The organism is Arenimonas sp. (assembly GCF_047602345.1).
Classification (GTDB): Bacteria; Pseudomonadota; Gammaproteobacteria; order Xanthomonadales; family Xanthomonadaceae; genus Arenimonas.
In genome coordinates, this window is the sequence record NZ_JASGHN010000006.1 from 1010253 (window position 1) to 1031235 (window position 20983).

Below are 20983 nucleotides of genomic sequence, written 5' to 3' on the forward strand. Positions count from 1 at the left end.
ACGCAGCCTCCCTGCGGGCCGATCATGGCCTCCTTATGCCCGGCAGCGGCATTCCAGCGGCCCGGGTAATCCTGATCGAACGTCCGTCCGGAGCCGCCATGACCCCCTCTTCCCACGCCTGTGCCGTCCTGCTCGCCGTCGGCCTGGCCTTCGTTCCGCTGGTCGCGCAAACCGCCGCGCCGCAACGGGTGCAGCTGACCGGCCTTGCCTCGGCGAAACAGTTCGACCGGTTCATCGTGAAGTTCAAGGCCGGCAGCGCGCCAGCGACGAACCCCACGGCACGCCAACGCTCCCTCGACGCCGCCGCTGGTCGGGCACGCGCGAAGATCGGCGATGCCGACCCGCGCAGGCGCGGCGTGCAGCCGCCGACGCTGCTGCTGAATCATGTGCGCCGCATGTCGCTGGGCGCCGACGTGATCGGCACGACGCGCAAGCTCGATCGCGAACAGACACGCATACTGCTGCAGCAGATCGCCGCCGACCCCGACGTGCAGTACGTCGAAATCGATCGCATCCTGAAGCCGACCTTCACGCCGAACGACACGAACTACGGCAACCTCTGGGGCATGTTCGACGCCGATGCCGGTATCCGCGCCGACAAGGCCTGGGATCTCAACACGGGCGCCGGCACGGTGGTGGCGGTGATCGACACCGGCATCACCAGCCACAGCGACCTCAACGCGAACGTATTGCCGGGTTACGACTTCATCACCGAGGTGGATCGCGCCAACGACGGCGACGGTCGCGATGGCGACGCCAGCGATCCCGGCAACAACAGCGCCACGTCGAACTCCAACTGGCACGGCACGCACGTCGCCGGCACCGTCGGCGCCGTCGGCAACAACGCCAAGGGCGTGATCGGCGTGGCCTGGGGCGGAAAGATCGTCCCGGTGCGCGTGCTCGGCGTCGGTGGCGGTGCCACGTCCGATATAGCCGACGGCCTGATCTGGGCCGCCGGCGGCAATGTGCCGGGCGTGCCGGCGAACGCCAATCCGGCCGAAGTGGCGAACATGAGCCTCGGCGGCGGCGGTGCCTGCGACAACACCACGCAGGCTGCCATCGACGCCGCGATCGCTCTGGGCACGACAGTCGTCGTCGCCGCAGGCAACGACAACACCGACACGGTCGATCATTCGCCGGCGTCCTGCGCCAATGTGGTGACGGTCGGCGCGGTGGCCAGCAACAGCGATCGTTCGAGCTTCTCGAACTATGGTGCGCCGGTGGATGTTTCGGCGCCGGGCTCGAGCATCCTGTCCACCATCAATACCGGCACGACCGTCCCGGTCTCGGAAGGTTATGCCACCTACCAGGGCACGTCGATGGCGACGCCGCACGTGGCCGGCACGGTCGCGCTCGCGCAAAGCCATCGCGTCGCGCGCGGCCTGTCGCCGTACACGCCGGCCGCGATGGAAACCTTGCTGAAATCGACCGCTTACCCGATCGTCAACGGCTGCGTCGGCATGAGCGGCACCGGCATCATCGATGCGCGTGCCGTACTCGATGTCGCCGGCGGCGATGCCCAAGTGCTGAGCAACGGCAGCGCGGTCACCGGATTGACGGCCACGACCGGCAACGTCTTGTATTTCGTCATGCCGGCGTCGGCGCTGAGCCAGGGCCTGGCCTTCAATACCTCCGGCGGCAGCGGCAACGTCGATCTCTACGTGCAGTTCAACGCGCTTCCTACCACCTCGGTATTCGCCTGCAGTTCCACGGCGGGCGGCAATACGGAAAGCTGCACGATTCCGACCGCCCAGGCGGGCAACTACTACGTGATGCTGCGGGCGGCTTCGGGTTTCTCCGGCGTTTCGCTGACGGGCGACCTCAGCGGCAACCGCAAGCCGGCGACCAGCTTCAGCCAGAGCGCGAGCGGCCTGAGCGTCACGTTCACCGACACGTCGACCGACAGCGACGGCAGCATCTCCACGCGCAGTTGGAGTTTCGGCGACGGCAGCAGCACCACCACGACCAATCCCGTGCATGCCTACAACCTGGCGGGCCGTTACACGGTGAAGTTGACGACGACCGACAACGGCTCGGCCAAGGGCTGCACGCTGCGCGCGATCGGCGCGCATCCGGCCGTGCAGGTCCTGAGCAAGGGCGTCGCCGCGACCGGCCTGGCCGCCAACACCGGCGGAGAATTGCGCTACACCTTCACCGTGCCGGCGAACAGCAGCAACCTCAGCTTCAATACCAGTGGCGGCAACGGCGATGCCGACCTGTACATCAAGTTCGGCTCGCCGCCGACGACCTCCGACTACGACTGCGGCTCGTTCTCGCCGACCACGACCGAGTCTTGCACGATCGATCCGGCGCAGACCGGCACCTACCATGTGCTGCTCTATGCCTATTCGACGATCGGCGGCGTCTCCCTGCTCGGCGACTATTCGGTAGGCGCCAGCAACAATCCGCCGACGGCCAACTTCAGCTTCGGCACCAGTGGGCTGACGGCGAACTTCACCGACGGCTCCACCGACAGCGACGGCAGCATCGTCTCGCGCAGCTGGACCTTCGGCGATGGCGGCACGTCCACCGCCACCAACCCTTCGCGCACCTATGCCAGCGCCGGCACCTACGACGTACAACTCACCGTCACCGATGACGACGGCGCCACCCACAGCGTGACCAAGCAGGTCACGGTGACCGCGACGAGCAGCCCGACGCTGTCGATCAACGACGTATCGGTCACCGAAGGCGACTGCGGGTTCGAAGAACCTGTCCTTCACGGTGCAGCTGTCGGCCGCCGCCGCGGGACCAGTGCGCTACAACATCGCGACAGCCAACGGCACGGCGACCGCCGGCAGCGACTACACGGCGCGCAACCTGAACAGCCAGCTCATCCAGGCGGGACAGACGAGCAAGGCCTTCATCGTGTCGGTCAAGGGCGACACGCTGGACGAAAACGACGAGACCTTGTTCGTCAACCTCAGCGGCGTCACCGGCGCCACGCTGGGCGACGCCCAGGGCGTCGGCACGATCATCGACAACGACGGCGGCAGCGCGCCGACGCTCAGCATCAACGATGTCAGCGTCACCGAAGGCAATAGCGGCACGTCGACCTTGAGCTTCACGGTCAGCCTTTCTGCGCCGGCGGCCGGCGCCGTGACTTACGACATCGCCACGGCCAACGGCACGGCCACGGCCGGCAGCGACTATGTCGCCAGCAGCCTGACCGGGCAGTCGATTCCGGCCGGCCAGACCAGCAAGACCTTCGTCGTGACGATCAATGGCGACACCAGCGACGAAAACGACGAAACCTTCTTCGCCAATGTCAGCAACGTCAGCGGCGCCACCGCGACCGATGCCCAGGGCATGGGCACGATCGTCGACAACGACGATGCCGTCGCGACGCCCAACCTGAGCATCACCGATGTCAGCGTCACCGAAGGCAACAGCGGCACGTCCACCGCGACCTTCACCGTGAACCTGTCGGCGGCGTCGGCCAGCGCGGTGACCTACAGCATCGCCACCGCCAACGGCACGGCGGCGGCGGGCAGCGACTATGTCGCCAGCAGCCTCAGCAGCCAGTCGATCCCGGCCGGACAAACCAACAAGACCTTCGTGGTGACGATCAACGGCGATACCGCCGACGAGGACGACGAGACTTTCTTCGCCAACGTCAGCAGCGTCGTCGGCGCTACCGTGACCGATGCGCAGGGCGTCGGCACGATCGTCGACAACGACGGCGGTGGCGGCGGAACGCCGAACCTGAGCATCGCCGACGTCACAGTGACCGAAGGCAACAGCGGCACGACGGCCGCCACGTTCACGGTGAGCCTCTCGGCGCCAGCCGCCGGCCCGGTGACCTACAACATCGCCACGGCGAACGGTACGGCCCTGTCGAACAGCGACTACGTCGCCAACAGCGCCGCCGGCCAGACGATCCCGGCGGGCCAGACCAGCAAGACCTTCGTCGTGCTGGTGAACGGCGACACGAGCAAGGAAGGCGCGGAGCGCTTCCGCGTGAACGTGACGGCGGTCGTCGGCGCCATCGCCATCGACAACCTGGCCTTCGGCAACATCGCCAACGACGACTGATCGGCAGGCGCGCCGCTCAAAGGGCGGCGCGCAACTGCTCCAGCCTGCGCGGCAACGAGTAGCGTTCGCGCAGGCCACGGCAATGCTCCCGCGCCGCGTCGGCGCGAACCGAGTAGTTGGCCTCGAGTTCGCGTAGCTTGTCGATGGCATCGTCCAGATCGGGATCGGCCCAACGCATGCTGCCGTCGTGGAACGGCATCAGCGGATGCATGCCGTAAACCGGCGCCATGCGATACGCGATGCAGGACGCGTCCGGCAGGAACTCCGTCGGCGCGGACCAACCGGTATGCAACACCGGCTTGCCCAACAAGGCCGAATCCCAGGCCGGCAAACCCCAGCCTTCGCCATGCGAAAGACTGAGATAGGCGTGCGCGCCGGCATGCATTCGTTGTACCTGCTCGCTCGACAGCAGGCCGGAGGCCAGCTCGATGCGCGGAAGATCGGCGGCGGGCCCGATGTTGTTGCAGATGGAAGCCACGGCGGCCTGAAGCTGCCGTTCCGAATCGCCCGCACTGCCGCCGCCATGACCGGCCTTCAGCACCAGTACCGTGTCCTTGCGACGATGGAAGGCGGCGCAGTAGGCGCGCAGCAGGCCGGTCGGATTCTTTCGCGGCTGCCAGTCGAACATGGAAAGCAGCCGGAAAGGCCCTTCCACAGGTTCGAGCGCCGGCTCGCGGGCCTCGGCGTGCACGCCCACCACATGGATGGGCACCGACACGCCGGAAGCCAGGAAAGATTGTCGTCCCCACTCGGACGGCACCCAGATCGCATCCATGCGATTGCACTCGACCACCCACTCCGGCGGCAGCCGGTCGGTCTCGAACATCGTATAGCCGATGTTCTTGGCCGCCGGGTCGCGGAAGCGGGCGAACATCTGCGGAACCATGCTGACGATGTTCACATCCACCCGGTCCACTTGCAGCGTACGCGCCTGCGCCTGGGCGCCCAGCGGTCCGAAATCCAGGTTCGCCTCGCCCATCCTGATCGGCGCGACGGAAACGTCGACGCCGGCCTGCAGCAACTGGTGCACGAGGATGCGCCCGAGTTCGCCATAGCCGATATGCGAACGCACGGGGCTGCAGAAGCGTACTTTCATGGGTTGGGACAGCTCTCGGGCGGGGCGCCGCGATCTTACACGCGTCGCCCTGTGCCCGCAGGCATGACGACGCAATCAGGCGCGCCGGCTGTCCTCGACGAAACGCGCGAAGCCGGCCACGAATTCGCGCAACTGCGCGCGCACCTTGTCGTCCACGAGCTCGCCACCCGCGTCGAATACATTGCCAGCACGCGAAACGAGCAGCTTCGCGCCCCACCAGGGCTGCGTCCCCAGGGTGCGCAGGACCGGCAACCAGGCGTTCTGCGACAGGATGGTGCCGAAGCCGCCGGGCGAGGCGCCCATCACCGCGACGGGTTTACCGTTGAAATGCGCCTTGATGTCCGAGGTCGGGCGCGACAGCCAGTCGATCGCGTTCTTGAATGGACCCGGGATGCCGTTGTTGTATTCCGGCGTCGCGAGCAGCAGGCCATCGCAGGCCAGCAGCTTCGCCTTCAAGGCCTGCACGGCGGAGGGAATACCCTGCGCCGCTTCGAGGTCGCCGTCGTACAGCGGGATGCCGGCGATGCCCGCGGCTTCCAGCACGACGCCCTCGTCCACCAGGCCGGTGGCGGCCTTGAGCAGGGCCGTGTTGTAGGAACCGGCGCGCAGGCTGCCGGAAATGCCGAGGATGCGGATCATGCGAGCCTCCTTCCGATGGATGCCCCTGCATCCTGCGCCGTGCCGCGCGGCGCCGCAATCGCCAGCATGAGCCCGCGGTGAACGCCGTGGCGGTTCAGGGCTGGAATTTCGGCAGGATGCGCTCCGACAACAGCTTCATCGTCAACAGATGCGGTTGCTGCACGTTGTAGTTCACGGTGGTGACGACGACGACCAGCCCTTGCTCGGGAAATACCTGCACCGTGTTGCCGCCGGCGCCGTTCATCGCGTACGAAGACCATTGCGCGCTACCGACCGGGAAACGCATCAGCCACCACAGATAGCCGTAGTCGACGCCCTCCTGCATGTTCGCCTGCGCCGTCGTCGAGGCGCGCACCCAGTCGGGCGGCATCAGTTGCCTGCCCTCGCGTTTTCCGCCGTCGAGATAGAGCTGGGCCAACGCCAGCAGGTCGCGACTGCGCAGGGCCAATCCGCCGCCGGCCTGCGGCAAGCCGAGCGGCGAATACTGCCATTCCGGTTTTTCGATGCCGAGCGGCGCGAACAAGCGCCGTTGCGCATAGGCATCGAGGTTCTCGCCGACCGCGCCCTGCACTGCCGCGCCGAGGGTCGTCACCCCTGCCGTGCAGTAACGCAGACTGCGGCCATGCGGTGAGTCGGTCGGCTTCGGCATCCAGGCCGGGAAGCCCTGGATGGGCAGGTCGAGATAGAACTTCACCCAGTCCTCGACCAGGTACATGCGCTCCTCGTTGCCGCGCGAGAACTGGTTCTCGTCGTGGCATTCGAGCAGCGAGGACATCGTCAACAGGTCGGCGAAGCTGATCCTGGCCTTGCGCGGATCGTCGTTCTCGATCGGTTTGTCGTAGTGCAGGTAGGGCAGCACAGCCGCGTCGACGCCAGCGATCTTCCCGTCCGCGATCGCCAGGCCCACCAGCATGCCGGCGATGGTCTTCGTCGCCGAACGCGTATTGCGCCGCGCCTCCGCCCCGCCCTCGTCGAAATAGTGCTCGTACACCAGCTTGCCGTTTTGTGCGATCAGCACGCTGGTGACCTGCTTGTACTCGCCCGCCTCCACCGCGCGCGTGATGTCGTCGAAACGCCGGTCGTCCGCCGCCATGGCAGGCAAGGCGACGGCGGTCGCGAGGAAGAAACTGAAAAGGCGCAGCGACGTCATGACCGGCTCCAGGACAGGGACGCCCCAAAACTAGCAAAAGCGGGCCGTCTCGCCTTGTATGTTCGGAACCGGTTTCAGGCCAGGGCGCGGTACTGCGCCGGCGTGCAGCGATAGGCGCGACGGAAGGCGTGGGTGAAGTGGCTTTGGTCGACGTAGCCGCAGGCCAGGGCGATGTCGGCCAGCGAGGCCCTGCGCTCATGCAGCATGTCCAGTGCGCGCTCGAGGCGGAAACGCCGCAGGTACTGGCCGGGCGAGCAACGGTAGCGGCGGCGGAACGCGCGGGCGAAATACACCGGATGCAGGTCGGCTTCGCGCGCCAATTCGGCCAGTCGCGGCGTCGCCGACCAATCCTGGCGCAAACGATCGCAGGCGCGCTCCAGCCAGGCCGGCGCATGCACCGCCGATTCGGCGCGCGCCAGCGCAGCGGCGTCGAGCAACTCCTCGAAGCCTGCCTCCACCGCCAACGGCGATGCGCCGTCCCATTCCTGCAGCTCGCGCCGCAGCAAGGTCGCGCGCACCAGGGCCGTGGCCGGCATGCGCAGCGCCGATTCCGGCAAGGCACGCACGGTAGCGGCCTCCTGCCAGGCCTGCGCCGGCACGGACAATGTGAAGAAACGGCCCTGCAATCCGCGGAACCGGTCGCGATGCGTCGTGCCCGGCGGATTGAGGACCAGCGTCCGCGTCGAACAAAGCGCCGGCATGCCACGCGCTTCGCTCAGGTACTGGCCTTCGAGCAACAGCAGGAAGTGCGCGTCGTCGTGCGTATGCCGGCGCACCTCGTCTTCCGGCACCGTCGGTTCCAGCTCGGCGAGCGCCAGTTCGCCGACGCGGCGCTCGGCGCGATACTCGCCGAAGAAGCGCCGCGGCCGCATGCGGAGCACGGGAGCGGACATCGCGAGGCAGGCGAAGCCCTAGTTGCCGGCAGCGCGCATGAAGGCTTCGATTTCGGCGACGGTGCGCGGTGCCGCGGCCGACAGGTTCTTCGGCACGCCGTCGGTGATCAGGATATCGTCCTCGATGCGCACGCCGATGTCGGCGTACTTGGCCAGGGCCGCGTCGATACCGGCGCGTTCGTTGGCCGGCAAGGCGGCATAGGCACGACTGGCGCGCACGTCGTTCGCGCGCACGTAGATACCCGGTTCGTTGGTGATGACCATGCCGGCTTCCATCTTGCGGCTGCGGTCGCTGACGTCGTGCACGCGCAACCCGAGCTCATGCCCGAGGCCATGCGGGAAATACCAGCGCACCTGGGCCGGCTCGTTCTTGCTGACCAGGCCGAGCTTGAGCAACTCCTCGCCGAGGATACGGCCGGCGGCTTCATGCACGTCGCGCATGTAAGCCCCGGGTTTCATCATCGCGATGGTTTCGGTCTGGGCGCGCAGCACCGCCTCGTAGATGGCGCGCTGCTCGGGACTGAAACTGCCGTCCTGCGGATAGGTGCGCGTGACGTCGGCCGAATAGCCCTCCACTTCGGCGCCGATGTCGGTCAGCATCAGGCCGCCGGGCGGGATCGGATCGTTGTTGGTCTCGTAGTGCAGGGTCGTCGCGTTCTTGCCGGAAGCGACGATGGACGGGAAGCCCCAGCAGCAGGTGCCCTGGTCGCGGAAGGTGAATTCGATCGTCGCCTGCACCTGGTACTCGTGCTTCGCCGTCAGCACGCGGCGCATCGCCGCCTTCTGCGCTTCGGTGGTCGCGTCGATCGCGCGCTGCAGGGTGGCGATCTCGGCCGGGCTCTTCACCATGCGCATCGAAACCAGCAAGGGAAAGGCGTCGCGGAACTGCAGTTCCGGATAGCTGCGCCGCAGTTCTTCGATGAACTTCTGCTCGGCGCTGGCGTCGCCGCGATAGCCGCGACTTTCCATGATCAGCCAGACGGTCGCCTTGCCATCGCGCACCTTCTGCCGCCACGCCGGCAGGCCGGCCGAGCCGAAGGAGCGATAGGTGCTCGGTTTACCCCAGGCGCGACCTTCCATCGCCGCGCGCACGAAACCGTTGAACTGCGCCGCCGACGCCACTTCGGCGACGCCGCTGTGCTTGGAGACTTCGTCGAAACTCGGGATGCGGCCTGTCCAGAGTTCCTGCGACGGATCGCTGTCGCGGCTGAAGACGATCTCGCGATGATCCTGCTCGCCGGGCACCAGCACCAGCGTGGTATCGGGTTCTTTCAGACCGGTCAGGTAGAGGATGCTGTCCTCCTGGCGATACGGCCAGGAGACATCGCCATTGCGCACCGAAGCCGGCGGCGACATCAGGATCAGCATCGCGTCGGGCCCGATCTGCCGCGCCAGCGCGGCGCGGCGAGCCGCATATTCTTCGGGCGTAACCGCAGCCGTCAGCACGGGTGCGAGAATGAGGGCAGCGGCCAGCAGGCGCAGCATCGTGTGTCGCATGATCGGATCTCCCCGGAGCGTCCTCGTCGGAACCGGGGAATGCTAGCACCACGCGCCAACGGCCCGACCCCAACGAAAGTCATGCCTGCCCAGGAAAATCCCCATGATCCGTGACGCGCTCGACAGCGATTTCCCCGCCTTGCTCGCCTTGAACCAGGAGTCGGTCGCCTTCCTGAGCCCGCTGGATCTGGCCGGCCTGCGTCGCTTGCATGGCCAGGCCGCCTGGCATCGGGTCGTGGAGATCGATGGCGAGGTCGCCGCGTTCCTGCTGGCGCTGCGCGAAGGCGCCGACTACGCCAGCCCGAACTATCGATGGTTCTCGGAAAACTTCCCGCAGTTCCTTTATGTCGATCGTGTCGTCGTGTCCTCCGCCTTCCAGGGGCGCGGACTCGGCCGGCAGTTGTACGACGCGCTTTTCGCCTGGGCGCGCGCCCAAGGTTTCGAGCGCATCGCCTGCGAATTCGATGTCGAACCGCCGAACGAAGCCTCGCGGCGCTTCCATGCCGCTTACGGTTTTCGCGAAGTCGGTTCGCAGCTCGTCGCCGACGGCAAAAAACGCGTCTCGCTGCAGGTCGCGCCGGTCGCCTAGGGCCGCGCGCTCATCGACCGGCGCTTTGCGCCTGTTCCAGTTCGATCGCGGTCAGGTAGCCGTCGCGATCGCGGTCCATGCGGTCGAATTCGACCTGAGTCGATTTCGAATGTTCGTCCTGGCTCAACCGGTTGTCGCCATCGCCATCGACCTTGGACAATTCGACCTGCGAAGGCGTACGTTTCTCCCCGTGCAATTCGCTGCGCACCGCATCCATTTCCTCGACGCTGACGTAGCCATCGCGATCGGCGTCCATGCGATCGAACATCGAGTGGACGCGCGACAGGTGCTCGTCGCGGGAAATGCGGCCGTCCCCGTCGGCATCGAGCATCTGCAACAGCTGTTCGATCTGCGATCGGGCCGCCGCGGCTTCGGACGAAGGCTTGATTTCGCTGCCGCCCGCCGCCGGGGTCGCCCCTTCAGGCGCAGCGGGAGCCGAGGGCGCCGACTGTTCGGCCTTCTTGTCGTCCGAACCCCCGCAGGCGGCGAGCACGCACGCGCAGGCAAGCACCAGCAACCGGTTACGCAAAGCAGGCAAAGGATGCGACATGAGGTTCTCCCGGGAAAATCAGTGAGCGGGCACTTCGGCATCGAAGGCGGACTGCGCCACCTTGGCCTTGATGCCCAACCGTGTTTCGAACAATACGCGCAGTTCGTCCGCCTGCCAGGCCGGCAGGTAGGGATCGAGATGCAGGCTCTTGATGCGTTCCGTCTTCAGGCCCCGCAACATCTGCACCGGCGGCGGATCGCTGCGGCGCGGCGACACTAGGCAGATGCGCAGCTCGTTTTCGTAGGCGAAGCCGGAACGTTTCATCGCCAGCGCCTGCATCGCCGCCTCGGCGCCGGCCTTGGGCGGATCGCGCAGCAGGCGATTCACTTCGCGCAGCATCGGTCGTTCGTCCATGTAACGCACGCGGGCGACGTGGATCTTCGAACGCGCCGGCAGTTCGGCCTTGTCCAGCATGACGACCAGATCCTGCAAGGCGATGCCGATGCGCACGACGCCGATCGCGCCGGCATACATGCGCCACAACGCGTTCGAGCCGAACTCCAGGCTCAGGCATTTCAGGTAGGCCGAGACGTTGGCGAAAGGCCCGGCGCCGTCGAACAGGCTGCGGCTGACGTGATGTTCGTACTTGTCGGGCCACAGGCGCGGATGCGCCATCGTCCAGGTACCGGCGCCGAACAGTTGCAGGGCTTCGGGCAGCGAGCAGTAGCGATACACCTGGAAGCGCGCGAGATCGTCCGCCGCCGCATCGATCAGCACGTTCTCGCCGCAACGCTTCCATTCGAGCGCAGGCAGGGACTTCGCGCTCAGCGGCCGGCGGTCGTCCTGCATCGGGTCTGTGCTCCGCGTCACGGCGCTTGAGGATGGCCGGTCGCGGCAGGCGCCGCAAGGCCTCGTGCGGCCTTCGCCGGTGCTAGCATTTCCCCAGCCCGCCCTGGCCATCGACCATGCCGCTTCTGTTCACCATCGAGCCGCATACCGTCTTTCTGGTCGCGACCCTGATGATCCTGCTCAACGGCGGCGTGCTGGGCCTGATGCACGACACGCTGGCGCCGGACGTGCAACCCAGCGCCTTCAGCTGGCGCGTGGCGACGCTGTTGCAGGCGGCGGGTTGCATCCTGCAGGCCGTGCAGGCGCAGTTGCCCGCCGGCTTCGTGTTGCCGCTGGCCAATGCCTGCATCCTGCTGGGCATGACGGGCTACCTGCGTGCCCTGCGGCAGTTCTACGGCCTGCCCGATCGCTGGTCCATCCTGTGGCCCGCCGTGATCGGCACGTTCGGCGTGTTCTGGTTCGCCGCGATACACCCGAACCTGGGCGCGCGCATCCTGTTCGCCTCGCTGGCGCTGGCATCGGTGATGTTCGCCTGCGTTTACACCCTGCAGCGCTACGGCGAGCGTCAGCCGATGACCAGCCAGCGCGTGCAATCGGCGATCTTCATGGTGATCGCCCTGCTGATGGTCGTGCGCGCGGTGCAGACGCTGTTCATCCCGCCCGCCGAGGCCAGCCTGTTGCAGACCGGGAACAGCATCCGTGCGCTCGCGCTGGTGGTCATGACGACGCTGCCGGTGATCGGCACGACGGCGTTCCTGCTGATGTGCTCCGAGCGAATCCGCCGCCAATGGCAACAGGCGGCCTCCACCGATTACCTGACCGGACTGGCCAACCGCCGCACGGTGGCGCAGGCCGGCATGCAGGCGTTCGCTTTGGCGCGGCGCGAAGGCGGACAGCTTTCGCTGGCGGTGCTCGACGTCGATCATTTCAAGCGCATCAACGACCAGCACGGGCACGATACCGGCGACCTGGCCCTGAAATACCTGGCGGAGAAGCTGCTTGCGGCTTGCGACGAACGCGACCTGACCGGCCGCCTCGGCGGCGAAGAGTTCATCCTGCTCTGGCGTGGCGCCGATGCAGTGCGTGCGCGGCGAAGGGCCGAACGCCTGCAGGACGCGCTGCGTGCGCAACCGCTGCACGCCGGCGAGGCGCCCATCGCATTGACGGTGTCGATCGGCATCGCGGTGCTCGACGAGAGCCACGCCGATTTCGAGGACCTGCTTCGCCAGGCCGATCGCGCCTTGTATTCGGCGAAGGCCGGCGGTCGCGATCGCGTGGTGTTGGCGTCCGCGATGGCCGGCTGAGATGATCACGCGGCCATCCGCCTTTTCCTGACCGGGAGTCTTCCATGCACATGCTGCCTGCCGTCTGGCTGCCCATCCTCGTCGCCGCCATCGGCGTTTTCGTCGCCAGCGCGCTGATCCACATGCTGTTCCGTTGGCACCATTCGGATTTCCGCCGGCTTCCCGATGAGGACGCCGCCGCTGCGGCATTGCGTAGCAAGCCGCTGCCGCCGGGCCAGTACACGCTGCCTTACTGCGACGGCATGAAGGAAATGCAGACCGAAGAAATGCAGAAGCGCTATCGCGACGGCCCGATCGCCGTGCTGATCGTGCGCAAGCCGGGCATCCCGGGGATGGGGCCCATCCTGTTCCAGTGGTTCCTGTTGAACCTCGCCATCGCCACGATCGCCGCAATGCTCGTGCTGCAGGTCGTCGGCCTGCAGGCGCATCCGCATGCGGCCGGCCACCTGGTCGGCATGATCAGCCTGCTCGCCTATGGCTGCGGCAGCGTGACGAACGGCATCTGGTTCGCCAAGCCCTGGGGCACGGTCGCGAAGGACCTGCTCGATGCGCTGATCTACGGCACCGTCAGCGCCTTCGCGTTCGTCTGGCTCTGGCCCTGAGCCGCCACTAGCGGCGGCCCGCAAGGGCACGGGCGAACGCGCCCTGTCGCATCGCATCCTTTCGGCGCCGCCCTGCATCCCAGGGGACAGGGACCCCTGCCATCAGTCATAGACAAAAAGGTCTAGACAAATCGGTCTAGGTGTTCTAGCCTGCTTGCAAGCTCAGGAACCCGCGCCATGGCCAAGACTCCCGCCCCGCCGAAACCCACCGCCGCCGAACTCGACCTGCTGCGCACGTTGTGGCCGCTGGGTCCGTCCACGGTCAAGCAGGTGCACGAGGTGCTGCTGAAGGAGCGGCCCGAGACGACTTACGCCACCGTGCTGCGCCTGATGCAAGTCATGCACGGCAAGGGCCTGCTGGTCCGCGACGAAAGCCAGCGCTCGCATGTCTATGCACCGGCGCAGGCGCAGGATTCGCTGCGCACCAGCCTGCTGAAGGACCTGATCCAGAAAGCCTTCGCCGGTTCCGGCAAGGACCTGGTGATGGCCGCCCTGCGTGGTGGTCATGTCACCCGCAAGGAGCGCGAGGAAATCCAGAAGCTGCTCAACGGAGACAAGCCATGAGCCTCGACCCGAACGCGTTGGTTTCCACGCTGGGCTGGGCCCTGCTGCACTTCGTCTGGCAAGGCGCGCTGATCGGCCTCGCTGCCGCCATCGTCCTGGCCGCGCTGCGCAACGCGCGCCCGCAAACGCGATATGCCGTCGCCTGCGTCGCGCTCGTACTCTGCCTGGCGATTCCTTCCGTGCAGGTCTGGCGTGGACTGCAGCAAGCCGCCCTGCCATCGGCCGTGCCGGCGCTCGCCGCCGATGCCGATCTCGCCGTCCGGTTCGATACGGTGAAACTGGAAACCCTGCGCCCGGCCTTGCAGGACCGGATGCCCTGGATCGTCATCGCATGGTCGATCGGCGCCGGCCTGCTGAGCTTGCGCATGTTCATCGGCCTGGCCTGGGTCGGCCGCATCAGTCGCGAACCGGGGCCGGTCGTCGATCGTCTCTGGCAGCTGCGTTTCGACCGTCTCGTCGAACGCTTCGGCCTCTGGCGCGATGTCGGCCTGCGACTGTGCGATCGCATCGAAAGCCCGATCACCGCCGGCTGGTGGCGCCCCGTCGTCATCGTCCCCAGCGCCCTGATCGCGCGCTTGTCGCCGGACCTGCTCGAAGCGCTGATCGCGCACGAACTCGCGCACGTTCGTCGCCACGATTACCTCGTCAATCTTCTGCAGAGCGCCATCGAAGCGCTGCTGTTCTATCACCCGGTGGTCTGGTGGCTGTCGCGGCGCGTCCGCGACGAGCGCGAACAGATCGCCGACGATCTCGCGGCCCGCGCCCTCGGCGAACCTAGGCGCCTGGCGTTGGCCCTCCAGGAACTGGATCGTTTCCAGTTCTCCACCTCATCCCTCGCCCCCGCGGCCAATGGAGGAAACCTCATGACACGCATACAACGCCTGATCCGCCCGTCCAAGCACGCTTTCAGCTGGAAAACGGCCCTGCCCGTGCTCGGACTCGCGGCGGTCTGCCTCACCGTCTTCGCGCAGAACCGGCCCGCCCCCGTCGCGGTCGTCGCACCCGTAGCCGCGGTGTCGCCGGTCGATGCCACTTCCCCCGTGGCGTCGGTCGCCCCCGTGGCCGCAGTGTCGGCCGTCGATGCCGTGCCCGCGGTTGCTCCCGTGCCCGCCACCGGCGCCATTGCATCGGTATTGGGCACTACTTACATCGAAACGGACGAGGACGACGAGGACAACTACAAGTCGAAGCAATCCTATGCGCTCGTGCGCGAAGGTCACGAGAGCATCACCGTCTCGAGCGATCGCAGCGATCGCATCGACGTAGAACGCGCGATGCGCCTGGTCGACGGCGACTTCATCTGGTTCCGCCAGGACGGTCGCGCCTATCTGATCCAGGAGCCTGCGCTGATCGCCCAGGCCGTCAGCGCCTGGCAGCCGGCGGAGGAGATGGGCGCGAAGATGGAAGCGATCAGCAAGGAGATGGAACCCCACAGCCGCGCGATGGAAACGCTGAGCAAGAAGATGGAAGCCCTCAGCGAGCGCGGCCAGCCCAACAGCCGCGAGATGGAACGACTCGGCCGCGAAATGGAAACGTTGGGACGGCAGCAGGAGGCGCTCGGCCGCAAGCTCGAGCCGCTGGCCCAGGACATGAGCCGAGTCGACAGCGCCGTCGAACGCGAGACGATCGCGAAGAAAATGGAAGTCCTGCATGTCCAGATGGACCAGTTGCACCAGAAGATGGAGCCGCTGAGCCTCGCGATGGAAAAGCAGAGCCGCGAGCTCGAGGCTGCGCACCAGCCGATGGAAGCGCTCGGCCGCGAGATGGAAGCCGCGAGCAAGCCGATGGAAGAAATCGGTCGACGCCTGGGCGCGCTCGGCAAGCAGCAGGAAAAGCTCAGCCACGCCGCCGACAGCGAAGTGCGCGGCCTGATCGAGCAGGCGCTGCGCAACGGCAAGGCGAAGCCGGTCGATAACGCGCGCTGAGCGGAATTCCTGAACAGAAAGAAGGGGCGGCTTCGGCCGCCCTTTTCTTTGCAGATCGCATTGCCAGCTGAACGAACATGCGACGAGAGCGCCGAAAAATTATCCTTCGGTTAGATCGGCATTATTTTTTTGTTCGCATGTTTTCGCATCAGTGATCGTTCACGAAACGGGTGACATGGTGGCGCCGCGACTGGAGTCGCATTCTTCCTCACCCCCACAGGACGATCACAATGAAAAACTCCAACACCCTGCTCATGAGCTGCGTGCTCGCCAGCCTGTTCACCGCCTCCGCCTTCGCGCAGGACACCAAGGAAGCCGCCGCCGTCGCGGAAGCTCAGCCGGCCCCCGCCGCGCTGAGCTGGGCCGAGATGGACAAGGACAGCAACGGCAGCCTGAGCAAGGACGAAGCCACGGCGAACAAGAGCCTCGCCGAGATCTTCGACCAGGCCGATGGCGATGCGAACGGGCAGCTCAGCGGCGACGAATACCGCAGCTACCTCGCCGCCAATCCCAGCGTGCAGACCAGCAAGAAGTAAGCCCCTGGTGAGGCGGTAACGACGGTACGCGGCGCTCCCTCTCCCCCTTTGTCGGACGCCGCGCATCGTCGTCACTGGTTCGCCCGCGCCGTCGCCGAAAGGCGGCGGCGCAATCTTTCAAGCGCCGCCGTTTTCGGAACCATTTCCGCTTAACTCATGATCGCTCTGAGAAAAAGTGATTGGCTGGCGTAGTCGATCACGGCGGCATGGGCGTCGAACGCGTCGGCGCCGAGGATCATGTCCACCTCGGCCGACCCCTGCGCTCGCAGCGGCGCGTTGATGGACTCGAAATCCAGTCCGACCGGCCCGACCAGTCGCGGCGCGAAGTCGCCCAAGCGAAATTCGGCGCCCTCGATCATGAACTGGTCGAGCGCTCCCCCCGCCCCACCCGCGTCCTTGTTCAACCACTCCGACTTCAAGCCGAGCGCACGAACCAGGGACATCGCGACGACCGTGCAGGCGGCACCGGTATCCACCATCACTTCGACCGGCCGGCCGTTGAGCGTGCCGGTAGTGTGGTAGTGCCCGACGGCGCTGCGCGTCAGCGGGATGCGTACATAACCGCGCGATGCCAGGAAGTCAGCCAGCTCGCTCATGCTTTCATCTCCACAGCGAGCGTGTGTCGCCCGATGACAAGCATCCGAACCCATCGCCAGGCCGGATGAACTCGCTCCGGGGCAGCGAGAACTTCAGAACCGCAGCGACAAACAACTCAGCCCGCCATCCATCTTCGCGTACTCGCTCATGTCGAGCGCGACGCAGTCGTAACCCAGGGCTTCGAGCTGGGCCTGCAACTTCGGATAACCCTTGGCGACCAGCACATGGTCGTTCACGCGGATCGCGTTCGCGGCATACATCTCGTCCGGTTCGACGACGACCTGTTCGATGCCCGCAAAGGCGGGATGATCGGCCAGCTCCTCGATCACCAGCAGGCGATGATCGCCGAGCCAGGCGATGCCGCTCTTCAGGTGCAGGATGCTGTCCATGCCGCGGATATCGACCGTGCTGGATGTGTAACCATGCTCACGCAGCCAGTGCGCGAGTTGCGCCGCGCCTTCTTCGTTCGTGCGATGCGACAGGCCGATGAAGACATGGCGATCGGCTTCGCAGATATCGCCGCCGTCGAGCGTGCCTGGCGCTTCGATGCGCTCGAACGAGGAGTAATGGGTTCGCAGCGCGCCATCGATGGCGATCACTTCGCCCTGCCGGCTGTCGGCACCCGGACGGGTGATCATCGCGGCATCGGGCAGCAACACCGCCGTGTCCTCGACGAAGGTGCCATCGGGATAGCGCGGGTCCGCCTGCAGAACGGTCAGTTCCAATCCGCAATCGCGCAGGACGGAACAGTAACGCTCATGCTGCGCCATCACCCGCGCCATCGAGGGTACGCCGAGGTCCACGCGCGTCAGCCCGTCGGCATAATTGCTGCCGGGCAGGCGGACGATGGCTTGGGTGAACTGGCTCATTACCAGATGTTCACACGTTCTTCGGCCGGGCGATACATCGGCTCGCCGGGCTCGACGCCGAAAGCCTCGTAGAATTCGGGGATATTCGACATCGGCCCCAGCACCCGCCATTTCGCCGGCGCATGCACGTCCGAGAGCAGGCGCGCTCGCAGCACCTCTTCGCGCGGCCGCGACATCCAGCCCAGGGCATAGCCCATGAAATAGCGCTGCAGCGGGGTCAGGCCACCGATGGTCTCGCCCTTGCGGTACTGCTCGGTTTTCTTGAACGCCTCCAGGCCCAGCAGTACGCCGCCGTAGTCGGCGATGTTCTCTCCCAGGCTGGCGCTGCCGTTGATGTGCAGGCCGGGCAAGGGCTCGTAGGCATCGAACTGCTGCACCATGCGCGCGGCCCGTTGCTCGAATCGCTTGGCGTCCTGCGCCGTCCACCAGTCGGCGAGGTTGCCGGCCGCATCGAACTGCCGGCCCTCGTCGTCGAAACCATGGGTGATCTCGTGCCCGATGGTGGAGGCGCCGGCATAACCATAGGCGACGGCATCGTCGACCAGCGCATCGGGCGTGCCCGGCACGGTGAAGATGGCCGCGGGCAACACGATCTCGTTGTTCGACGGGTTGTAGTAGGCGTTGTAGGTCTGCGGCGTCATCACCCACTCGCTGCGATCGACCGGCTTGCCGAGCTTCGACAGGCGGTCGGCGTGGTGCCAGCGCATCGCATTCATCATGTTCGTGGCGTACGAATCGCGGCCGATCGCCAGGCTGGAGAAATCCGGCCACTTGTCGGGATAACCCACCTTCGGCGTGATCGAAGCCAGCTTCTCGCGCGCTTTCGCCTTCGTCGCCGGGCTCATCCATTCCAGGCGATCGATGCGATCGCGGTAGGTCGTGCGAACGGCCTCGACCATGTCGACATAACGCTGCTTGGCCTGCGCCGAGAAATACTCGCCGACGAAGATGCGGCCAAGCACCATGCCCATCGCCGTGTCCTCGCTGTCGAGCACTCGCTTCCAGCGCGCGCGCTGCTGCTTCTGACCCGAGAGCACCTTGCCATGGAAGCTGAAGTTCTCGTCGTCGAAGCCGCTGCCCAGCGTGTCCGCGTAAGTCGTGATCAGGCGCAGGCGCAGGTAGTCGCGCAGCACGCCCGCCGGCGTGCGCCGGAGCATGCCGTCCAGTGCCGCCATGAACTCCGGCTGGCCGACGATCACGTAGGCCGGCGCGATGTCCCAAGCCGAAAAACGCGTCGCCCAGTCGATCGACGGCGTGTTCCGCCGCGTCAGTTCGGCCGGGGTCATCTTGTTGTAGTTCGCCTGCGGATCGCGCAGGTCCTCGAGCTTGCGCGAGGCGGCGGCCAGTTCGGTTTCGAAACGCATCACCGCGTCGGCATCGGCCGGCGCACGTTCGACATTGCGGCCGAGCAGGGCCAGCACGCGCGCCAGGTGCGCGACGTACTCCTTGCGGATATTGGCCACGTCCTTGTCGTCGTTGAAATAGAAATCGCGATCGGGCAAGCCGAGGCCGCCCTGCCCCAGGTGCACGGCCATCGCCGCGCTGTCCTTCTCGTCCTGGCCGACGTAGAAACCGAAGAAAGGCTCCACGCCGATCGCATGCAGCGCGAAAGCCGCGTCCAGCGCGCGCCGCGCGCCATCGATGGCATCGATGCGGCGGAATTCGTCGGTAAGCGGCTGCGTACCGACCCGATCGGCGAGCGCCGTGTCCATCGCCGTCGCCCAGAAATCGCCGATCTTCTGCTCGTCGCTGCCTGGCGTTCGCGGGCCGGCCGCCGCCTGCTCGTTGATCTTGCGCAGGCTCAGATGGATCTGGTCGGTCACGGCATTGCCGATGCCCCAGGACGATTCGGACGCCGGTATCGGATTGCGCGCCAGCCAACCGCCATTGGCGTATTCGAAGAAATCGACGCCGGGGTCGACTTCCGGATTCATGTTCGCCTGCAGGAAGTCGGCGGTGGGCGTCGCCGCGCGCGCGTTCAATGGCAAGGCGAAGACCAGCAGCGTAGCCAAGAACCACCGGGTGCGAACGGTCATGCGAAGAGCTCCTGGAAATTCCGCGAATCGGACGTGCAGACAGCGACCATGGCAGCGCGGGATGCCGGGGTCACGACCCGAAGGTCATGCCCCGGCGACCAGCCGGCGCAGCCCGCGACCGACAACGCGGTTGCGGCCGCCCGCTTTCGCCGCGTACAGCGCGCGGTCGGCCATTTCGATCAGGCGCTGCGGAGACTGGGCCGAACTCGGCATCAGGGCCGTCACGCCGATGCTCACCGTGACATGCCCGGCCACTGGCGAAGCCGGATGCAGCATGCGCTGCGTTTCGACGTTGCGGCGCAATCGCTCGGCCATGTTGCGGGCCTGGCGCAGGTTGCGTCCGGGCAACAGCAAGGCGAGTTCCTCGCCGCCATAGCGAGCGACCAGATCATTAGCGCCGATGGCCACGTCGGTGCACAGGCGCGCGAGTTCGCGCAGGCATTCGTCGCCATAGAGGTGGCCGCGCGCATCGTTGAGTGGTTTGAAGCAATCGGCATCGACCAGGGCCAGCGCCAGCGGCAATCTTTCCCGCGCCATGCGCAACCAGTCCTGCTCGAGCTGCTGGTCGAAACGACGACGATTGGCGATGCCGGTCAGGCCGTCGCTGAGCGAAAGCGCCTGCAACTTCCGGTTGGCGATCTCCAGTTCACCGACGACGCGCGCCAGATGGATCGCACCGGCCACCTGCGCGGCCACCGCGTCGAACACGGCGCAGGCTTCCGGCGTGAAGAAATCCTCGCGCGTGCTTTCGATGTTGAGCACGCCGAGCATGCGCCCGTGGTGCACGATCGGCAGCAGGTATTCGGAACGCACGGCGGTATTGCCCGGCACGTAGTCCGGATCGTTCTCGACACCGACGATCAGCTGCGGCTGACCGGTCCGCGCGCATCGGCCGGCGGCGCCGACGCTGACCGGCCATGGCCCGTTCGCGGGTGCGCCCACCGGCGTATCGAGATCGAGCACGCCGGCCCAAACCTCCTGCACGAAACCGCTGCCGTCGTCGTCGAGCAGGATGATGCTGGCGATGCCTACCGGCAGGCGCCGCACCAGGCAATCGACGATGCCCTGCAGCACCGCTTCGAGGCCTTCGCCGAGCAGCGCTTCGCGGGAAACCTGGGCCAGGATTTCGGTCAGCATGGCGCGACGGCCAAGCGCGTCCTGCCGGTCCCAGAAATACTCCGGATCCTTGCCCGCCTTGTCGTCCAACCGCAGTTTCGCCATGCCCCGACAGCCCTCCCCGAGGCAGTCTAACCGACCGGCGACAGGTCCCGTCGGCATCTGGGGATCACGCAGCGAATCTCCGAGGCCGCTG

Annotated in this window: 18 protein-coding genes and 2 pseudogenes; 9 read left to right on the forward strand and 11 right to left on the reverse strand. The window is 66.4% G+C overall.

Going from position 1 to position 20983, the window contains the following annotated elements:
- Window positions 1-98 precede the first annotated feature (98 nt).
- From QM707_RS09235 to QM707_RS09245, 3 genes and pseudogenes are all read left to right on the forward strand, one after another.
- Window positions 99-1823: pseudogene (locus QM707_RS09235) on the forward strand (S8 family peptidase); the annotation flags it as partial.
- A pseudogene (locus QM707_RS09240) lies at window positions 1809-2630 on the forward strand (PKD domain-containing protein); the annotation flags it as partial. The pseudogenes QM707_RS09235 and QM707_RS09240, both read left to right, overlap by 15 nt.
- A 124-nt stretch (window positions 2631-2754) precedes the next feature.
- Window positions 2755-4035 (forward strand): Calx-beta domain-containing protein, encoded by a 1281-nt coding sequence (locus tag QM707_RS09245; protein WP_415001558.1) that lies wholly within the window; start codon window positions 2755-2757, stop codon window positions 4033-4035.
- A 16-nt stretch (window positions 4036-4051) separates the two neighbouring features.
- Here the strand turns inward: QM707_RS09245 and QM707_RS09250 are convergent, their stop codons facing one another.
- From QM707_RS09250 to QM707_RS09270, 5 genes are all read right to left on the reverse strand, one after another.
- The gene (locus tag QM707_RS09250) at window positions 4052-5131 is read right to left on the reverse strand and encodes a hypothetical protein (protein ID WP_415001559.1); all 1080 of its coding nucleotides are present in this window, start codon (window positions 5129-5131) and stop codon (window positions 4052-4054) included.
- A gap of 75 nt (window positions 5132-5206) precedes the next feature.
- On the reverse strand, window positions 5207-5770 hold the full coding sequence (locus tag QM707_RS09255) for an NADPH-dependent FMN reductase (protein WP_415001560.1): 564 nt from the start codon (window positions 5768-5770) through the stop codon (window positions 5207-5209).
- Between the two features lie 94 nt (window positions 5771-5864).
- Complete coding sequence (locus QM707_RS09260; RefSeq protein ID WP_415001561.1) at window positions 5865-6920, reverse strand: serine hydrolase domain-containing protein; 1056 nt, start codon at window positions 6918-6920, stop codon at window positions 5865-5867.
- A gap of 74 nt (window positions 6921-6994) precedes the next feature.
- A complete protein-coding gene (locus QM707_RS09265; protein ID WP_415001562.1) occupies window positions 6995-7792 on the reverse strand; it encodes an AraC family transcriptional regulator in 798 nt (265 codons plus the stop codon).
- Between the two features lie 39 nt (window positions 7793-7831).
- On the reverse strand, window positions 7832-9310 hold the full coding sequence (locus tag QM707_RS09270; protein ID WP_415001563.1) for an aminopeptidase P family protein: 1479 nt from the start codon (window positions 9308-9310) through the stop codon (window positions 7832-7834).
- Window positions 9311-9413: 103 nt separating this feature from the next.
- On the opposite strand from QM707_RS09270, the gene QM707_RS09275 reads away from it, so the two are divergent.
- Window positions 9414-9899, forward strand: a complete 486-nt coding sequence (locus QM707_RS09275) for a GNAT family N-acetyltransferase (protein ID WP_415001564.1) — start codon at window positions 9414-9416, stop codon at window positions 9897-9899.
- Between the two features lie 10 nt (window positions 9900-9909).
- Here QM707_RS09275 and QM707_RS09280 read toward each other — a convergent pair whose 3' ends face one another.
- Together QM707_RS09280 and QM707_RS09285 are read right to left on the reverse strand one after the other, a co-directional pair.
- Window positions 9910-10449, reverse strand: a complete 540-nt coding sequence (locus tag QM707_RS09280; protein WP_415001565.1) for an EF-hand domain-containing protein — start codon at window positions 10447-10449, stop codon at window positions 9910-9912.
- An 18-nt stretch (window positions 10450-10467) separates the two neighbouring features.
- Complete coding sequence (locus tag QM707_RS09285; protein ID WP_415001566.1) at window positions 10468-11238, reverse strand: DUF2971 domain-containing protein; 771 nt, start codon at window positions 11236-11238, stop codon at window positions 10468-10470.
- Window positions 11239-11354: 116 nt separating this feature from the next.
- Here QM707_RS09285 and QM707_RS09290 point away from each other — a divergent pair, with 116 nt between their 5' ends.
- The 5 genes from QM707_RS09290 (at window position 11355) to QM707_RS09310 (ending at window position 16169) form a co-directional block, all read left to right on the forward strand.
- Entirely contained in the window at window positions 11355-12542 is a 1188-nt protein-coding gene (locus QM707_RS09290; RefSeq protein ID WP_415001567.1) for a GGDEF domain-containing protein, read from the forward strand.
- 44 nt (window positions 12543-12586) lie between these two features.
- Window positions 12587-13144, forward strand: a complete 558-nt coding sequence (locus QM707_RS09295; RefSeq protein ID WP_415001568.1) for a hypothetical protein — start codon at window positions 12587-12589, stop codon at window positions 13142-13144.
- A gap of 177 nt (window positions 13145-13321) precedes the next feature.
- A complete protein-coding gene (locus tag QM707_RS09300; protein WP_415001569.1) occupies window positions 13322-13708 on the forward strand; it encodes a BlaI/MecI/CopY family transcriptional regulator in 387 nt (128 codons plus the stop codon).
- Window positions 13705-15633, forward strand: a complete 1929-nt coding sequence (locus tag QM707_RS09305; protein ID WP_415001570.1) for a M56 family metallopeptidase — start codon at window positions 13705-13707, stop codon at window positions 15631-15633. Before QM707_RS09300 ends, QM707_RS09305 begins: the two co-directional genes overlap by 4 nt.
- A gap of 230 nt (window positions 15634-15863) precedes the next feature.
- Entirely contained in the window at window positions 15864-16169 is a 306-nt protein-coding gene (locus QM707_RS09310) for an EF-hand domain-containing protein (protein WP_415001571.1), read from the forward strand.
- 149 nt (window positions 16170-16318) lie between these two features.
- Here QM707_RS09310 and QM707_RS09315 read toward each other — a convergent pair whose 3' ends face one another.
- From QM707_RS09315 to QM707_RS09330, 4 genes are all read right to left on the reverse strand, one after another.
- Window positions 16319-16765, reverse strand: a complete 447-nt coding sequence (locus QM707_RS09315; protein ID WP_415001572.1) for an aspartyl protease family protein — start codon at window positions 16763-16765, stop codon at window positions 16319-16321.
- Between the two features lie 93 nt (window positions 16766-16858).
- A complete protein-coding gene (locus QM707_RS09320) occupies window positions 16859-17635 on the reverse strand; it encodes a dimethylarginine dimethylaminohydrolase family protein (RefSeq protein WP_415001573.1) in 777 nt (258 codons plus the stop codon).
- The gene (locus tag QM707_RS09325; protein WP_415001574.1) at window positions 17635-19671 is read right to left on the reverse strand and encodes a M13 family metallopeptidase; all 2037 of its coding nucleotides are present in this window, start codon (window positions 19669-19671) and stop codon (window positions 17635-17637) included. The genes QM707_RS09320 and QM707_RS09325 overlap by 1 nt, the downstream gene beginning before the upstream one ends.
- 84 nt (window positions 19672-19755) lie before the next feature.
- A complete protein-coding gene (locus QM707_RS09330; protein WP_415001575.1) occupies window positions 19756-20892 on the reverse strand; it encodes a diguanylate cyclase domain-containing protein in 1137 nt (378 codons plus the stop codon).
- Window positions 20893-20983: the final 91 nt, after the last annotated feature.

What these genes read in the sequence shown, in the direction of transcription:
- QM707_RS09285 (WP_415001566.1), bottom strand. Translation starts at nt 11,238, where the DNA reads ATGCAGGACGACCGCCGGCCGCTGAGCGCGAAGTCCCTGCCTGCGCTC.
- QM707_RS09260 (WP_415001561.1), bottom strand. Translation starts at nt 6,920, where the DNA reads ATGACGTCGCTGCGCCTTTTCAGTTTCTTCCTCGCGACCGCCGTCGCC.
- QM707_RS09255 (WP_415001560.1), bottom strand. Translation starts at nt 5,770, where the DNA reads ATGATCCGCATCCTCGGCATTTCCGGCAGCCTGCGCGCCGGTTCCTAC.
- QM707_RS09270 (WP_415001563.1), bottom strand. Translation starts at nt 9,310, where the DNA reads ATGCGACACACGATGCTGCGCCTGCTGGCCGCTGCCCTCATTCTCGCA.
- QM707_RS09250 (WP_415001559.1), bottom strand. Translation starts at nt 5,131, where the DNA reads ATGAAAGTACGCTTCTGCAGCCCCGTGCGTTCGCATATCGGCTATGGC.
- QM707_RS09305 (WP_415001570.1), top strand. Translation starts at nt 13,705, where the DNA reads ATGAGCCTCGACCCGAACGCGTTGGTTTCCACGCTGGGCTGGGCCCTG.
- QM707_RS09280 (WP_415001565.1), bottom strand. Translation starts at nt 10,449, where the DNA reads ATGTCGCATCCTTTGCCTGCTTTGCGTAACCGGTTGCTGGTGCTTGCC.
- QM707_RS09320 (WP_415001573.1), bottom strand. Translation starts at nt 17,635, where the DNA reads ATGAGCCAGTTCACCCAAGCCATCGTCCGCCTGCCCGGCAGCAATTAT.
- QM707_RS09275 (WP_415001564.1), top strand. Translation starts at nt 9,414, where the DNA reads ATGATCCGTGACGCGCTCGACAGCGATTTCCCCGCCTTGCTCGCCTTG.
- QM707_RS09295 (WP_415001568.1), top strand. Translation starts at nt 12,587, where the DNA reads ATGCACATGCTGCCTGCCGTCTGGCTGCCCATCCTCGTCGCCGCCATC.
- QM707_RS09330 (WP_415001575.1), bottom strand. Translation starts at nt 20,892, where the DNA reads ATGGCGAAACTGCGGTTGGACGACAAGGCGGGCAAGGATCCGGAGTAT.
- QM707_RS09265 (WP_415001562.1), bottom strand. Translation starts at nt 7,792, where the DNA reads ATGCGGCCGCGGCGCTTCTTCGGCGAGTATCGCGCCGAGCGCCGCGTC.
- QM707_RS09290 (WP_415001567.1), top strand. Translation starts at nt 11,355, where the DNA reads ATGCCGCTTCTGTTCACCATCGAGCCGCATACCGTCTTTCTGGTCGCG.
- QM707_RS09300 (WP_415001569.1), top strand. Translation starts at nt 13,322, where the DNA reads ATGGCCAAGACTCCCGCCCCGCCGAAACCCACCGCCGCCGAACTCGAC.
- QM707_RS09325 (WP_415001574.1), bottom strand. Translation starts at nt 19,671, where the DNA reads ATGACCGTTCGCACCCGGTGGTTCTTGGCTACGCTGCTGGTCTTCGCC.
- QM707_RS09315 (WP_415001572.1), bottom strand. Translation starts at nt 16,765, where the DNA reads ATGAGCGAGCTGGCTGACTTCCTGGCATCGCGCGGTTATGTACGCATC.
- QM707_RS09310 (WP_415001571.1), top strand. Translation starts at nt 15,864, where the DNA reads ATGAAAAACTCCAACACCCTGCTCATGAGCTGCGTGCTCGCCAGCCTG.